This window comes from Thermomonas sp., assembly GCF_025993755.1.
In the GTDB taxonomy this organism is placed as follows: Bacteria; Pseudomonadota; Gammaproteobacteria; order Xanthomonadales; family Xanthomonadaceae; genus Thermomonas.
On sequence record NZ_JAMQHN010000114.1, the window covers coordinates 1 to 15,555 of the forward strand.

Consider the following 15,555-nt stretch of genomic DNA (forward strand, 5'->3'; position numbering starts at 1 on the left):
AGGACCACGGTTTCGCGATCGAGCAGTCGCATCACCACCGACTCGCCGTGCGCGGTCGGCACCGTGCTCACGCGCAGGTCGAGTTCCTTGCCCTGCACCCGCGCCACGATCCGCCCGTCCTGCGGCAGTCGGCGCTCGGCGATGTTGAGCTTGGCCATGATCTTGACGCGGCTGATGACCGCCGCAGTCAGGTTGGCCGGCGGGCTTTCGCCTTCCTCCAGCACGCCGTCGATGCGGTAGCGCACCTTCAGCCGGTTCTCGAACGGTTCGATGTGGATGTCGGAGGCGCGCAGCTCGACCGCCCGCTGGACGATCAGGTTCACCAGCCGGATGACCGGCGCCTCCGAAGCCAGATCGCGCAGGCGCTCGACATCGTCGAGGATCTCCTCGCCGCCTTCGGCGCCCTCGACGATGCTGTCCATCGTGCTGCGGCCCTGGCCGTACCAGCGCTCGATCAGTTCGTCGATTTCGGAGCGCGGGCAGACCGCCGGGCGCAGCGCGCGGCCCAGCGCCAGTTCCACCGCTTCGAGAATGTACGGGTCCTGCGGGTCGGCCAGCAGCACGTCGACCCCGTCCGCATCCACGCCCACCGGGACGACGTGGTACTGCTTCATGAACTTCACGCTGAGCGCGAGGTCCTCGGGCGGCAGGTCGGGCAGATCCTTGGTGTTGCGCAGTTCGAGCCCGTATTCGGACGAACAGGCGACGGCGTGGTCGCGCTCGGAGACCAGCCCGAGCCGCGCCAGCAGGATCAAAAGGTCGCCGCCGTCCTGCTCCTGCAACCGGCGCGCGCTGGCGAGATCGGCCTCCTTCAGGCGGCCGTACTTGAGCAACTGGGCGATGATGCGTTCTTCCGGGCCCTGCGGGACCTGGACAGAGTCTTCTGCAACGGCGTTCACTCGCGCCCCTCCGAGCACCTGCCGCAGACTTTAGCAGGACGGCGGGCGCGCCGGAACCGCAGGCGCCGCGCCTGCGGCCGTCAGCCCAACCAGACCCGGGCGTTGCGGAACATCCGCACCCACGGCGAATCGTCGGGCCAGCCGCCGGGCGCCCAGCTGAAATTGCCGCGGCGCAGGGTGCGCTCCGGATGCGGCATCAGCGCCAACACGCGGCCGTCGCGGTTGCAGACTCCGGCAATGCCGTCGGGCGAGCCGTTCGGGTTGGCGGGATAGCAATCGGCGCCCGCGACCTCGCTTCCGATGGCGTAGCGCAGGGCCACATCCACTGCCCCCTGGTCGGTGGCGTCGGCAAATACCGCCCTGCCCTCGCCGTGGGCGGAGGCCACCGGCAGGCGCGATCCTTCCATGCCGCGCAGGAAGATCGACGGCGACTGCTGCACCTGCAGCTGGACCAGGCGCGCCTCGAACTGCTCGCTGGCATTGCGCTGGAAACTGGGCCAGCGATCGGCGCCGGGGATGATGTCGCGCAACTGGGCCAGCATCTGGCAACCGTTGCAGATGCCCAGCGCGAAGGTCGCATCGCGGGCAAAAAACGCGCCGAACATCTCGCGCAGCGCGGCGCGCTCGAGGATCGAGGTCGCCCAGCCGCGGCCGGCGCCGAGCACGTCGCCGTAGCTGAAGCCGCCACAGGCCACCAGGCCGTGGAAATCGGCGAGGTCGAAGCGCCCGGAAATCAGGTCGCTCATGTGCACGTCGTAGCTGTCGAACCCGGCGCGGTGGAAGGCGAAGGCGGTCTCGACCTGGCTGTTGACGCCCTGCTCGCGCAGGATCGCCACTTTCGGCCGAGCGCCGGTGGCGACAAATGGCGCGGCGACATCTTCGGCCGCATCGAATGTCAGCTCGGGGAGCAGCCCGGGCGCATCGAAACGGCGGGCATGCGCGCGTTCGCTGTCGGCGCTTTCGGGGTTGTCGCGCAGGCGTTGGATCGCGTGACTCACCGACCACCACGCATCGAACAGTTCGTCCCAACGCCACTGCGTCAGCAATTCGTCGCCGTCGCTGACCCTGACCGTCGGAGCCGTGGTCGGCACCGCGATGCGCTGGGCGCACTCGATCAGACCGTGGTGGGCCACCAGATCGGCGAACGCGGCGCGCTCGGCGATCGGCACCTGCACCACCGCACCCAATTCCTCGTTGAACAGCACCCGCAGCGGATCGCCGGAGCGGCTTTCGCCCCAGCCATCGAGGCGAATCTCCAGCCCCATGCGGGAGGCAAAGGCCATCTCGCACAGGCTGGCGAACACGCCGCCGTCGGAGCGGTCGTGGTAGGCCAGCAGCAGGCCTTCCTCGCGCGCTTCCCGAATCAGTTCGAACAGCGCGCGCAGTCGCTGCGGGTCGTCCAGGTCCGGGACATCGCCACCAAACGCCGGCAGCGCGCCCTCGCCGTTGGCCTCGGGATAACACTGCGCCAGGATCGAACCGCCCATGCGTTGGCGCCCTGCGCCCAGCCCGATCAGCCAGAGTTCGGACGCCACCCCGCGTTGCAGCAGCGGCGTCAGCTGCCCATGCACATCCGACACCGGAGCGAAGGCCGTGACGATGAGGGAAACGGGCGAGATGGATCTGTTCGTTGGTGCCGATGCCTGGTCCGGATTCCGGCCCGCGCCCTCCTGCCACACCGCCTGCATCGACAACGAATCCTTGCCGACCGGGATGCCCAGTTCCAGCGCCGGGCACAGTTCCATGCCCACCGCCTTGACCGCGTCGAACAGCCGCGCGTCCTCGCCGGCGTGGCCGGCGGCGGCCATCCAGTTGGCCGACAGCTTGACCCGGCGCAGCGATTCCAGCGGTGCCGCCATCAGGTTGGTGATCGCCTCGCCCACCGCCATGCGGGCGGCGGCGGCGGCGTCCAGCAGCGCCAGCGGCGTGCGCTCGCCGATCGCCATCGCCTCGCCGGCCTGGCCCTCGAAGCCGGCGAAGGTGATTGCGCAGTCGGCCACCGGCAGCTGCCAAGGCCCGACCATCTGGTCGCGCGCGGTCAACCCGCCGACGGCGCGGTCGCCGATCGTGACGAGGAAGGACTTGGACGCGACCGTCGGATGCGCCAGCACCCGCAGCCCGGCCTCGCGCAGGTCCAGCGCGTCAGTCTCCAGCTGCGGCCAGCGCGGCCGCACGGGATGCGCGGCGTCGCGGTGCATCTTCGGCGTCTTGCCGAACAGCACGTCCATCGGCAGGTCGATGGCCAACGGCTGCGACCCGCGCTGATGGTCTGGTGCCTCGTGAACCTGGATATCCACGCCGTGACCGACCACCAGGCGCTCCTCGGCGGTGGCGGTGCCGACCACCGCGAACGGGCAGCGCTCGCGACCGCACAGTGCGGAAAACTCCGGGAGCCGCGACTGCGCCACGCCGAGCACGTAGCGCTCCTGCGATTCGTTGCACCACAGCTGCATCGGCGTCAACGAAGAATCGTCGCTGGGCACGCGATCCAGGTCGATCACACCGCCCACGCCGGAGTCGTGCAGCAGCTCGGGGATGGCGTTGGACAGCCCGCCCGCGCCGACGTCGTGGATGCACAGGATCGGATTGTCCGCGCCCAGCGCCACGCAGCGGTCGATCACTTCCTGGGCGCGCCGCTCCATTTCCGGGTTGTCGCGCTGCACCGAAGCGAAATCGAGGTCCTCGGCGGAATCGCCGGAGGCCACCGAACTGGCGGCACCGCCGCCGAGGCCGATCAGCATCGCCGGCCCGCCGAGCACGATCACCGCATCGCCCGGCGACAGCCGCAGCTTTTCCACCTGCCCGCGATCGATCGCGCCCAGACCGCCAGCCAGCATGATGGGCTTGTCGTAGGCGCGGGTGAGCCGGTCGGCTTCGTGCAGTTCGAAGCTGCGGAAATAGCCGGTCAGGTTGGGCCGGCCGAATTCGTTGTTGAAGGCGGCCGCGCCCAGCGGGCCGTCGCGCATGATTTCAAACGCTGTGGCCATGCGCGGATTGAGGCTGCGCGACGCCTCCCACGGCTGCGCCAAGGTCGGGATGCGCAGGTGCGAGACCGAGAAGCCGCACAGCCCCGCCTTCGGGCGACCGCCGCGGCCGGTGGCGCCCTCGTCGCGGATCTCGCCGCCGGCGCCGGTGGACGCGCCCGGGAACGGCGCGATCGCGGTCGGGTGGTTGTGGGTCTCGACCTTGATGCAGAACGCCGAATCCGCCGCCGGCTCGGTGCGGTACAGCTGGCTGGCAGGATCCGGGCGCCAGCGCGCAGCGGCATGGCCTTCCACGACGGCCGCGTTGTCGCTGTAGGCCGACAGCACGTGGTCGGGAGTCTGCGCCTGGGTGTTCTTGATCATCTTGAACAGCGACAGCGGCTGCGCCTGCCCGTCGATGGTCCAGCTGGCGTTGAAGATCTTGTGCCGGCAGTGTTCGGAGTTGGCCTGAGCGAACATCATCAGTTCGACGTCGTGCGGATCGCGCCCCATCTCGGCGTAACGCGCGCGCAGGTAGGCGATCTCATCGTCGGCCAGCGCCAGACCCAGTCGCGCGTTGGCCGCTTCCAACTGCGCCAGCGGAACCACCTCGAATGCCCCGGCCGGTGGTGCGGTGAACAGCTCCGCCCCGGCCTCCCTGCTGTCCAGCAGGGACTGGGTCATCGGGTCGATCAGGAGATCGCGCAACGTCTGCTGCACGCCCCGCTCCGCCGGCCATCCGAGCAGATCGACGCGGGTACCGCGCTCGACCCGGCGCACCGGCAAACCGGCCCCGCGCAGCAGTTCCGTGGCCTTGCTGGCCCAGGGCGAGAGCGTGCCCAGCCTGGGCACGATGAAGCGCGTGACGGCACCGGCCTCCGCCGCGGCGAAGGCGTCGCCCGCCTGCAGGATGCGGCACAGCGCCGCAGCGTCCGGCGTGCTTCCGGGCTCGGGGTCGATCCAGTATCCGTGCCAACTGCCGGCGATCCGCAGTTCGGGAACGAGGGTCTGCAGGCGGGCCTGCAGGCGGTCGCGGCGGAACGGCGACAGGGCGGGCGCGCCCTCGAGGGCGATCATGTCCGGCTTGGCTTTGGGCGGACCCGGATTGTAGCCGAGCCGCGGGCGCCTTGCTCATCGGCCGCGCCGTCCCCTTGTTCACGGGCGCCGTTCTGGCGGGCGTCCGGACGATGCCCCTCTTCGCCCACTTTCATCTGGCGCGGCAGGCGGTCAGGCGGTTTCGAAGCGGCCCTCGCGCAGGAAACTGGCGGCCTGTCGGGCCGCCGGCTCCGAAAACAGCAGCCCGCTGTGGCTGGCCGGCACCACCACGTGATCCGCCAGCGCCGGCACCCGGGTTTCCGCGACCGCCACGGTGCCGTCGTGCGGGCCGTCGAATCGCGCCAGCAAACCACCCAGCCCGCGCGGCACGCTGCCGGCGATCACGCCGGCCTCGATCCCCTGCGGAATGCGCCCGATACCCGCCTGCAGCAGGTCGCGATTGGAACCCACCAGCCAGTCGCCGGCAGGAATCCGTTTCACCACGCCCTGCGCCACGTGGCTGCCGGCCAGCGGACTGCCAAGACAGACGACACGTCCGGCGATCCCGGCGCCCAGCTGCCTGGCCGCACGCAGCGCCAGCAGCCCGCCCAGACTGTGCGCGACCACGTGCATGCCCGGCCGCGCGGCCCAGGTTTCGGCCAGCCGCGCCACCACCGCGTCGGTGTCCTGCAGCAGGCTGTAATAACCGAATTCACGGGGCGCAAAGCCCTGCTCGCGCAGCCGCGCCGCCAGCCAGCACATCGCGATGCTGTGCATCCACAGCCCGTGGACGAGCAGGACTTCAGTCGCCATTGCCGCGCCCCGCGTCGCCCGGGCGGCGATACATGAACTCGCGATCCTGCTGCTCGCCGACGATGAAGGCATATTCGCCCGCAAACGCGAAACCGTAGCGGGCGTAGAACCGCTGCGCGCCGAAATTCTCCGACCACACCGAAAGCCACAGCGTGCGCGGGCCCTCGGCCAGCAGCCAGGCCATCGCCGTGTCCATCAAGGCGCGCCCGAGGCCTTGGTTGCATGCCTCGGCGCGAACGTAGAGCCGCTTGAGTTCGCCGTCACCGGCGCGTACGTCCGGATGCGGCAGCCCGCAGGGACCGGCCTGCGCGTAGCCGATGGCGCGGCCATCCACCTCGGCCAGCCACAGCGCGCACATCGGATCGGCCAGTACCTTGGCATGGACCGCCGGCGCGTGGCTCTGGTCGAGGAAGGTGCGCAAGTCCTCGGGCCGGTACAGATGCCCGAAGGTTTCGGTGAAGGTCGTCGCGCCGAGTTCGGCCAGCGTGTCGGCGTCGGCAAGGGTGGCGCGGCGGATGGTGGCTTCCATGGAATGAGCAGGCCTCCTGCGCACACTGTAGCCCGGATGGCTGCAACCAATTCCGAGTCAACCCGTCATGCCCACGGTGCACGCAAGCCTGCTGCCCGGCACTGACCGCCCCGCACTGCCAGGAAACCCGCAAGCGCCGCCCGCGGTCGGGGCGCCACGGTGTCCGCACCGCACGCTCTCATGAGCCCTTCGACGACACTGCGTCGGCATGCACGCCCTTCAGCCCGCAGCGTCGCGCACCTTCACATGCACCTCGGCCAACTGCGCATCGTCGATGGGCGACGGCGCATCGGTCATCAGGCACTGCGCCGAGGTGGTCTTGGGGAAGGCGATCACGTCACGGATGGACTCGGTCCCGGCCATCAGCGCGGCGATGCGGTCGATGCCGAAGGCGATGCCGCCGTGCGGCGGCGCGCCGTACTTGAGCGCGTCCAGCAGGAAGCCGAACTTGGCGCGCTGCTCCCCGGCGCCGATGCCGAGCAGATCGAACACCGCGCTTTGCATGTCCGGGCGATGGATGCGGATCGAACCGCCGCCGATTTCGTTGCCGTTGAGCACCATGTCGTAGCCGCGGCTGACCGCCGTGCGGGCGTTGGCGCGCAGGTCGTCGATGGAATCCACCGCCGGCGCGGTAAAGGGGTGATGCAGGGCGACGTAGCGCTGCTCCTCCTCGTCCCATTCGAACATCGGGAAGTCGGTGACCCACAGCGGCGCCCAGCCCTCGGCGACGAGGTTGAAGTCCTTGCCGGCCTTCAGCCGCACCGCGCCCATGAAGTCGGACACCTTGTTGTAGCTGCCCGCGCCGAAGAACACGAGGTCGCCATTGCCGGCGCCAACGTGCCTGAGCACGGCCTCGAACGCACCCTCGGCGAAGAACTTGGCGACCGGCGAATTGACCGCGGCAGCCTCGTCGATCTTCGCGTACGCGAGGCCCTTGGCGCCGTACTTGGCGGCGTGCGCGGCGTAGTCGTCGATCTGCTTGCGCGACAGCGACGCGCCGCCGGGGATGCGCAGCGCCGCCACGCGCCCGCCCGCGTCGTTGGCGGCGCTGGAAAACACCGCAAACCCGCAGTCCTTCACCTGCTCGGCCACGTCGACCAGTTCCAGGCCGAAACGCAGATCCGGCTTGTCCGAGCCATAGCGGCGCATCGCCTCGGCATACGTCATGCGCGGGAACTCGGCGGCGAGTTCGGCGCCGACGACCTCACGGAACACGTGGCGGACCATGTCCTCGGTCAGATCCTGCACGTCGCGCTCGCCCACCCACGCGAACTCCATGTCGAGCTGGGTGAATTCCAGCTGGCGGTCGGCGCGCAGGGCTTCGTCGCGGAAGCAGCGGGCGATCTGGTAGTAGCGGTCGAAGCCGGCGACCATCAGGATCTGCTTGAACAGCTGCGGGCTCTGCGGCAGCGCGTAGAACTCGCCGGGGTGCATCCGCGCCGGCACCAGGAAGTCGCGCGCACCTTCCGGCGTAGCCTTGGTCAGGATCGGGGTTTCGATGTCCTGGAAGCCGCGGGCGTCGAGGTAGTGCCGCAGCGCCGACACCAGCTTGGTGCGGGTGCGCAGCTTGCGCTGCATCTCCGGGCTGCGCAGGTCGAGGTAGCGGTACTTCAGGCGGATGTCCTCGCCCGGGTTCTCGTGATGGTGAAAGGGCAGCGGCTCGGCCTTGTTCAGCACTTCGATGCGGGTGGCGACCACCTCCACCTGCCCGGTCCTGATCCTGTCGTTGACCGACTGGCGCCTGCGCACGATGCCGGTGACGCACAGGCAGTCCTCGTAGCCCACCTTGGCGGCGACGGCCAGCACGGCGGCATTGCCTTCCGTCTCCGCCGGCTCGGCGACAATCTGCACGATGCCTTCATGGTCGCGCAGGTCGATGAACACGATCTGGCCCATGTTGCGGGCAACGTCGGCCCAGCCGCACAGGGTGACGGTCTGGCCGATCAACGCCTCGTCGATCAGGCCGCAAAAGTGGCTGCGCATGGAAACTCCAGAACCGGATGCCGGCGATCTGCCGGTGGACTGTGTATTTTAGGGCAAACGCGCAACGACCCGGACTTTCGGAATCCGGATCATTCCCCGCTTGACGACGTTGCCGCCGGCTTGGACTCCGAGGCCGTTTCCTTCTTGCCCTCGGACGTTTTCCCGCCGTCGCCCGCCAGATTGTGGCGATGCTCGCCCTTGGACTTGAAATCGGTCTCGTACCAGCCCGAACCCGCCAGCCTGAACTGCGGCGCGGTCAGTTCGCGATGCAGCCGACCCTTTTTGCCGCAGTGTGGGCAGGTGTCCGGATCGACGTCGGACAGCCGCTGCAGGTGATCGAAATGGTGGCCGCAGGCATTGCAGGCGAAGGCGTAAATCGGCATGGCGGCTCGCGATTTCCAGACAGGGACGAACGGCGCCTACCTTGGGGCGACTTCGGAATTTTCAAGCGCAGGATGACCGGCAGTCCGAAGATCAGGGTGAGGTACGCGAATTCATGCCGCATCGGCCAAGACCAACCGACAAAACCACGGGAACTGCCGACATCAGCCGCCATACAACGCCAGCAACTCGCTCTCGGCCGCATCCAGCTCGGCGCGCAACTGCATCTGTTCGCGGGCAAGATCGGCGATCCTGCCGGGATCCGAACTGTTCTCCGGCTCCACCATCCTGGCCTCGCAGTCCGCCAATTTGCCTTCCAGTCGCGCCACCCGCTCTTCGGCCTTCTGAAGTTTGTGCGGATTGATTTTCGGCTTGGCGAACGCGACCACGACGGGCGCGGGCGATACGATCTCCGCGGCCTTCTTCGGCGCCGGCGTCCCGGGATTGTCGCTGCCCGGACGCGAACGCAGCCACGCGGCATATTCGTCCAGATCGCCATCGAAGGGCTCGACCTTGCCACCGGCCACACGCCAATAGCCGTCGCACACCAGCCCGATCAAATGGCGGTCGTGGCTGACCAGCACGATCGCGCCGTCGAAATCGGACAGCGCCTCGGCCAGCGCCTCGCGCATGTCGAGGTCAAGGTGGTTGGTGGGCTCGTCCAGCAGCAGTACGTTGGGGCGGCGCCAGGCCAGCAGTGCCAGCGCCAGCCGCGCTTTCTCGCCGCCGCTGAAGGTGTCGATGGATTCGAAGGCGCGGTCGCCGGGGAAGTTCCATTTGCCGAGAAAATCACGCAGCACCTGATTGGGCGCATCGGCGTCGAGTTTGCGCAAATGATCCAGGGGCGAAGTGCCGGCCACCAGCGATTCCACCGTGTGCTGGGCGAAATAGCCGATGCGCAGGTCCGGATGCGCCTTGCGCTCGCCGGCCATCGGCGGCAGGTCACCGACCAGCGTCTTGACCAGGGTGGACTTGCCGGCACCGTTGGGACCCAGCAGGCCGATGCGGTCACCGGACTCCAGCCCGAATTCCACGCCTCCCAGAATCCGCGCGTTGGGCCCATAGCCGGCGTCCACGGCATGCAGCGACAGCAACGAAGTGGGTAGCCGAAGCGGCACGGGCAGGTCAATCCGCAGCGCGCGCTCGGCGCGCACCGCCTCGGTGCCGGCCAGCTTGGCCAGGCGCTTGATCCGCGACTGCGCCTGCCGCGCCTTGCTGGCCTTGGCCTTGAAGCGGTCGATGAAGCTCTGCAGATGGGCGCGTTCGGCCTGTTCCTTGTCGTGCGCGATCTGCTGCTGGCGCAGGTGTTCGGCGCGCTGGCGCTCGAAATCGGTGTAGTTGCCCGCATACAGCTTCGCCGTGCCGTCGTGCAGATGCAGGATGTGGGTCGTCACGTTGTCGAGGAATTCGCGGTCGTGCGAGATCACCAGCAGGGTGCCGTCATAGCGCTTGAGCCACTCCTCCAGCCACACCACGGCATCCAGATCGAGGTGGTTGGTGGGCTCGTCCAGCAGCAGCAGGTCCGAAGGCGTCATCAGCGCACGCGCCACGTTCAGGCGCACCCGCCAGCCGCCGGAGAAGTCCGCTACCGCCTTTTCATGCACCTCGGCCGGAAATCCCAACCCATGCAGCAGCCGGCCGGCGCGCGCGGTGCCGTCGTAGCCATTCACTTCCTCCAGCCGCTGGTGCGCCTCGGCCACCGCCTCCCAATCTTCGTTGGCAAACGCATTGGCTTCCATCTGGATGGCGGCGTGCACGGCGGCATCGCCGGACAGCACGAAGTCGATCGCCGGGTCGGGTAACGTCGGAGTCTCCTGCGCCACTGCGGCAATCCGCGCTTTCCCGGGCAGTTCCAGGTCGCCCTTGTCGGGCTCCAGCGCGCCCAGCAAGGTGGCGAACAGCGACGATTTGCCGGCGCCGTTGCGACCTACCACGCCCACCCGCCAGCCAGCGTGCAGGGTCAGATCAACATTGGACAGCAGCAGGCGTTCGCCCCTGCGCAGGGCGAAATTGCGGAAGGAAATCATCGGCGGATTTTACGATGCCCGACCGCCGCCCCGCCGCATGGCGAAGATCAATGCCCGGGTTCGAGTTCCGGCTCGGGCAGATCGGCCGGCACCACCGCATCGGGACGGGCGATCTTGTACATCTCCCAGGCAATCGTGCGCGACAAGGCATGGCGGTCATTGCCCACTGTATACAGGTCGAAATGGGTGCGACCGGGCAGGAAGCGGAAGCCGGTTTTCGCTCCGACCGAGCGCATCGCCGCCTCGAGGCGACGCGCGCCGCCATCGAGATAGAACGTGTCGGCCGTGCCGACGATCAGGTGAATCCTGCCATCCAGGTCGGGTTTCAGCGTGTTCCAGTCGCGAGTGACGATGTGCGAAATGTCGTAGTGGTCGCGCCAGTAGGCGGCCACCGCCGGATCTACCGCGCCAGTACGGCGATCGAACATCGGCACCGGCCGGCCATCGGCGCCGCGCGGCGAGAATACCCATTCGAACGAGGCCATCTGCCCGCCGTAGGGACCCGTCACCGCCTCGATTCTTGCGAATTGTTCGAAGGTCGCCACCACTTTGCCATCCATGCGCACCAGCGGGATTGCCGAACCGTCGGCGCGGCGATACACGTTGGCGTTAGGCGCGTACAGATCGGCGCCAGTGAAGTCATGGAAATCGCTTGAATCCGGTGCGGTCGGCCAACTGCCGCCGAAGACTTTCGGATAGCGCACCTGCAGCCACAGTGCCGCCCAGCCGCCCGAGGAATGGCCGGTGACGAAACGGCTCGCGGGCTCGCCGTCGGTGCGGTATTCGCGATCGATCTGCGGAATCAGTTCCTCGGTCAGCGCCGCGCCCCACGGGCCGTTGTTGACCGAATCGGCGAACTCGTGGGTGCCGGTGGCGCTGGATTCGTCGAGAAACACCCAGAGCATCGGCGGGTCGTCGCCATTGGCCATGCCGGTGAACGCGGCGACGGCGGGAAACAGCGACCGGCTCAGGTTGCCGCCAAACCCGTGGGTCCAGTACACGACCGGATACCTGCCGTTGCCATCCGCATACCCGGGCGGCAGTACCACCCATCCACGCATGTGGATCGGTCGCCCCCAGAATGCCGTGAGCTTCTCGCTGACGAAATCCAGCTTCCGGATGTGCGGCTTCGCCGACGCAATCATGGCCCGCATTTCTTCCGGCGCGCCCGGCGGCAGCGCCCATGGGTCCGATGGCGCGCTGGATCTCTGGTCGAGCAGAAGCAGCGGCAGGCCACGACCGTTGCCCAAGGCGATCTTCATCGGTTTGCTGGCGATGTCGTCGCTGGAACCGCCGTAGTTGTTGTCGCGGGCGGTATCGAGCACCGCCTGGATGTAGTACTCGCCCGCAGGCAGCTCGGACAGCGCGGTTGGATAACTCTGCGCCGAGGCATCGACCACCAGAGGTTGTCCCGGTGCCAACCATGCCACGTCCATGCCGATGATGGTGCCCGTGACACCGCCGAACGGGCTCATCGAAACCGCCCGCACCACGCCGTCGCGGGCATTTCTTTCGGCCACACCGGCGGGCTGCAGATTGACCAGCAACCGACCCGAAGCCGCCGCGCCGCCCGATGGAATTTCAACCCGCAGCGGCTCCGCGGCCTGATCGGCACAAGCCTGCACGGATGGCAACACGCACAGCAAGACAGTCAGCAGCAGGCTGCGCAGGGACGGCTGGATCATGGCGACCTCCGCAAGGGAATGTGGCGAGTATGCATCGCTTCGGAGCCCAACATGATCGAAATCTAGACCTGTCCCCGTCGCAAACCGTGCGAAACTGGTCGCACTGCCACTTTGGACGCCGCATGCAGCATCACACCTCGCTGATCGCCATCCTCGTGTACGGATTCGTGCTCGCGTTCGCGCTGGGCGCGTTGGCAAACCGCTTGCGGCTGTCGCCGCTGGTGGGCTACCTGCTGGCGGGAGTGCTGGCCGGGCCGTTCACGCCCGGCTTCGTCGGCGATGCGGAACTGGCACCGCAGTTGGCCGAAATCGGCGTGATCCTGCTGATGTTCGGCGTCGGCCTGCACTTCTCGCTGCGCGACCTGATGTCGGTGAAGAACATCGCCATCCCCGGCGCGATCGCCCAGACCGCGGTCGCCACCGGGCTGGGCTGGGGGCTGGCCGAACTGATGGGCTGGCGCCACATCGAGGGCATCATTTTCGGCTTTTCGCTGGCCACCGCCAGCACCGTGGTGCTACTGCGGGCGATGGAAGAGCGGCGCCTGCTCGACACCCGGCGCGGCAAGATCGCGGTCGGCTGGCTGATCGTGGAGGACCTGGCCTGCGTGGTCGCGCTGGTGCTGATCCCCGCCTTCGCTGGCGCGCTCGGCGGCGGCGAGGCGGCCGGCCCGGCCGAGATCGGCAAGGCGCTGGCGATCACGCTCGGCAAGGTCGCGGCGTTCGTTGCCTTCATGCTGGTGGTCGGGCGCAAGGCGATCCCGTGGGTGCTGGAGCGCATCGCCGGCACCGGCTCGCGCGAGCTGTTCACGCTGGCCGTGCTGTCGATCGCGATGGGCGTGGCGTTCGGCTCGGCGGAGCTGTTCGGCGTGAGCTTCGCGCTGGGCGCGTTCTTCGCCGGCATGCTGCTCAACGAATCGGAGTTCAGCCATCAGGCGGCCAATGATTCGCTGCCGATGCGCGACGCCTTCGCGGTGCTGTTCTTCGTCTCTGTGGGCATGCTGTTCGATCCGCACATCCTGGTCCAGCATCCGCTGCAGGTGCTGGCCACCACGCTGATCATCGTGTTCGGCAAATCGGCGGCGGCCTACGCCATCGTGCGCCTGTTCGGCCACCCGAACGCCACCGCGCTCACCATTTCCACCAGCCTCGCCCAGATCGGCGAATTCGCTTTCATCATCGCCGGGCTCGGCCTGTCGCTGAAGATCCTGCCCAAGGACGGCCTCGACCTGGTGCTGGCCGGGGCGCTGATCACGATCATGCTCAACCCGCTGCTGTTCATGGCGCTGGACCGCTGGCAGGCGCGCCAGGAAGCCGTCTCTCCCGGCACAGCGCCAAACCCGCACGCAGATGAACCCACCGTCGATCCGATCACCGCCAACGACCACATCATCGTGGTGGGATACGGCCGCGTCGGCCGCCAGTTGGCGCACCTGCTGCACGACCGCGGGCTGCCGGTGGTGGTGGTCGAACACGACGCCGACCGGGTGACCGCCGCGCGCGCCAGCGGGCTGGCCACCGTGCGCGGCAACATTGCCAACGCGCGGGTGATGCAGGAGACCGCGCCCGAGCGCGCGAAGCTGGCGATCTTCGCCATGCCGCAGGCGCTGGAAGCCGGCGAGGCGATCGAGCGCCTGAAGGCGGCCAACCCCGGCATCAGCGTGCTGTCGCGCGCGCACAGCGAAGCCGAGGTCAAGCACCTGCTGGCGCACGGCGCCGATGCGGCCGTGCTGGCCGAACGCGAACTGGCCTACTCGCTGCGCGACATGGTGCTGGCCATGCCGCCCTGGCGCGCGCCGCGCCAGCCGGCCGACGCCACCGCGGCCTGACCCCGCTCCGCGCCGCGGCGCATGCCGGCATGCCCGATCGTCACCTGCGCCCACCCGCACGCGCCGCCCGCGGCGGTTAAAGTCCGTTGGCACACCGGGCTGCTTCCCGCCCGGCGCCCGACCCCACGAGGCATCCCATGAAACGCGAAACCATTGCCATCCACGGCGGCTTCAAGAACGACCCGACCACCCGCTCCGTGGTGGTGCCGATCTACCAGACCACCAGCTTCACCTTCGACGACACCCAGCACGGTGCGGACCTGTTCGACCTGAAGGTGGCGGGCAATATCTACACCCGCATCATGAATCCCACCACCGACGTGCTGGAACAGCGCGTGGCGGCGCTGGAGGGCGGCGTGGCGGCGCTGGCGTTCGCCTCCGGCATGGCCGCGATCACCGCCTCGGTGCTGAATCTGGTCGAAGCCGGCGACAACATCGTGGCGACCAGCCAGGTCTACGGCGGCACCTACACCTTCTTCGTCCACAGTCTGAAATCGCTGGGCGTGGAAGCGCGTCTGGTGGACGGTCGCGATCCGGAGGCCTTCGCCCGCGCCATCGATGACAAGACCAAGCTGGTGTACTGCGAATCGGTCGGCAATCCCGCCGGCAACGTGGTGGACATCGCCGCGCTGGCCAAGGTGGCGCACGACCACGGCGTGCCGCTGATCGTGGACAACACCGTGCCCACGCCGATCCTGTGCCGCCCGATCGAACACGGCGCGGACATCGTGGTGCACGCGCTCACCAAATTCATGGGCGGCCACGGCAACAGCATCGGCGGCATCATCGTCGACAGCGGCAAGTTCGACTGGAAGAGCAACCCGCGCTTCCCGCAGTTCTCCACGCCGGAACCGGCCTACCACGGCGTGGTGTACACCGACGCCTTCGGCCCCGCCGCCTTTGTTGCGCGCGCGCGCACCGTGGCGCTGCGCAACACCGGCGGCGCGATCTCGCCGTTCAACGCCTTCCTGATCCTGCAGGGCATCGAAACCCTTCCGCTGCGCATGGAACGCCACTGCGCCAACGCGCTGGCGCTGGCGAAATACCTTCAAAAGCACCCGAAGGTGGAGTGGGTGAACTTCGCCGGGCTGGAAGGCAACCGGGACTACGCGCTGGCGCAGAAATACATCGACGGCGGCATTCCGTCTTCGCTGTTCACCTTCGGCATCAAGGGCGGACGCGAGGCTTGCGCGCGCTTCATGGACAAGCTCGACATCGTCAAGCGTCTGGTCAACATCGGCGACGTGCGCTCGCTGGCCTGCCACCCGGCCACCACCACGCACCGCCAGCTCACCGACGCGGAACTGAAGACCGCGGGCGTCAGCGCCGATCTGGTGCGCCTGTGCGTGGGCATCGAACATATCGACGACCTGATCGCCGACGTGGAGCAGGCGCTGGCCGTCGCCTGACTCGG

The 15,555-nt window shown here is 68.2% G+C and carries 10 protein-coding genes; 2 read left to right on the forward strand and 8 right to left on the reverse strand.

All coding sequences use genetic code 11. The features are described 5' to 3' along the window. From Q0X16_RS07530 to Q0X16_RS07565, 8 genes are all read right to left on the reverse strand, one after another. Positions 1 to 899, reverse strand: an 899-nt coding sequence (locus Q0X16_RS07530; protein ID WP_297832792.1) for an ATPase, T2SS/T4P/T4SS family, incomplete at its 3' end; no start/stop codon positions are given. 80 nt (positions 900 to 979) lie between these two features. Further along, positions 980 to 4,939 (reverse strand): phosphoribosylformylglycinamidine synthase, encoded by a 3,960-nt coding sequence (gene purL, locus Q0X16_RS07535; protein ID WP_297832795.1) that lies wholly within the window; start codon positions 4,937 to 4,939, stop codon positions 980 to 982. Positions 4,940 to 5,089: 150 nt separating this feature from the next. Beyond that, positions 5,090 to 5,710 carry an alpha/beta hydrolase gene (locus Q0X16_RS07540; RefSeq protein WP_297832799.1) on the reverse strand — a complete coding sequence of 207 codons (621 nt, stop codon included), beginning with the start codon at positions 5,708 to 5,710 and terminating at the stop codon, positions 5,090 to 5,092. Then, positions 5,700 to 6,239: a GNAT family N-acetyltransferase gene (locus Q0X16_RS07545; protein WP_297832802.1), complete on the reverse strand. Its 540-nt coding sequence runs from the start codon at positions 6,237 to 6,239 to the stop codon at positions 5,700 to 5,702. The genes Q0X16_RS07540 and Q0X16_RS07545 overlap by 11 nt, the downstream gene beginning before the upstream one ends. A gap of 219 nt (positions 6,240 to 6,458) precedes the next feature. After that, on the reverse strand, positions 6,459 to 8,222 hold the full coding sequence (gene aspS, locus Q0X16_RS07550; RefSeq protein ID WP_297832804.1) for an aspartate--tRNA ligase: 1,764 nt from the start codon (positions 8,220 to 8,222) through the stop codon (positions 6,459 to 6,461). Positions 8,223 to 8,311: 89 nt separating this feature from the next. Beyond that, the gene (locus tag Q0X16_RS07555; RefSeq protein ID WP_297832807.1) at positions 8,312 to 8,605 is read right to left on the reverse strand and encodes a zinc ribbon domain-containing protein; all 294 of its coding nucleotides are present in this window, start codon (positions 8,603 to 8,605) and stop codon (positions 8,312 to 8,314) included. A gap of 162 nt (positions 8,606 to 8,767) precedes the next feature. Next, complete coding sequence (locus Q0X16_RS07560) at positions 8,768 to 10,630, reverse strand: ABC-F family ATP-binding cassette domain-containing protein (protein WP_297832810.1); 1,863 nt, start codon at positions 10,628 to 10,630, stop codon at positions 8,768 to 8,770. Positions 10,631 to 10,677: 47 nt separating this feature from the next. Beyond that, entirely contained in the window at positions 10,678 to 12,315 is a 1,638-nt protein-coding gene (locus tag Q0X16_RS07565) for an alpha/beta hydrolase-fold protein (protein ID WP_297832813.1), read from the reverse strand. A gap of 122 nt (positions 12,316 to 12,437) precedes the next feature. Between Q0X16_RS07565 and ybaL the strand changes: the two genes are divergently transcribed. Both ybaL and Q0X16_RS07575 read left to right on the forward strand, forming a co-directional pair. Beyond that, the gene (gene ybaL / locus Q0X16_RS07570) at positions 12,438 to 14,141 is read left to right on the forward strand and encodes a YbaL family putative K(+) efflux transporter (protein WP_297832817.1); all 1,704 of its coding nucleotides are present in this window, start codon (positions 12,438 to 12,440) and stop codon (positions 14,139 to 14,141) included. A 137-nt stretch (positions 14,142 to 14,278) separates the two neighbouring features. Then, positions 14,279 to 15,550, forward strand: a complete 1,272-nt coding sequence (locus tag Q0X16_RS07575) for an O-acetylhomoserine aminocarboxypropyltransferase/cysteine synthase family protein (protein ID WP_297832820.1) — start codon at positions 14,279 to 14,281, stop codon at positions 15,548 to 15,550. The last annotated feature ends 5 nt before the right edge of the window (positions 15,551 to 15,555 follow it).

What these genes read in the sequence shown, in the direction of transcription:
- aspS (WP_297832804.1), bottom strand. Translation starts at nt 8,222, where the DNA reads ATGCGCAGCCACTTTTGCGGCCTGATCGACGAGGCGTTGATCGGCCAG.
- Q0X16_RS07545 (WP_297832802.1), bottom strand. Translation starts at nt 6,239, where the DNA reads ATGGAAGCCACCATCCGCCGCGCCACCCTTGCCGACGCCGACACGCTG.
- Q0X16_RS07555 (WP_297832807.1), bottom strand. Translation starts at nt 8,605, where the DNA reads ATGCCGATTTACGCCTTCGCCTGCAATGCCTGCGGCCACCATTTCGAT.
- Q0X16_RS07575 (WP_297832820.1), top strand. Translation starts at nt 14,279, where the DNA reads ATGAAACGCGAAACCATTGCCATCCACGGCGGCTTCAAGAACGACCCG.
- Q0X16_RS07565 (WP_297832813.1), bottom strand. Translation starts at nt 12,315, where the DNA reads ATGATCCAGCCGTCCCTGCGCAGCCTGCTGCTGACTGTCTTGCTGTGC.
- Q0X16_RS07540 (WP_297832799.1), bottom strand. Translation starts at nt 5,710, where the DNA reads ATGGCGACTGAAGTCCTGCTCGTCCACGGGCTGTGGATGCACAGCATC.
- Q0X16_RS07560 (WP_297832810.1), bottom strand. Translation starts at nt 10,630, where the DNA reads ATGATTTCCTTCCGCAATTTCGCCCTGCGCAGGGGCGAACGCCTGCTG.
- ybaL (WP_297832817.1), top strand. Translation starts at nt 12,438, where the DNA reads ATGCAGCATCACACCTCGCTGATCGCCATCCTCGTGTACGGATTCGTG.
- purL (WP_297832795.1), bottom strand. Translation starts at nt 4,939, where the DNA reads ATGATCGCCCTCGAGGGCGCGCCCGCCCTGTCGCCGTTCCGCCGCGAC.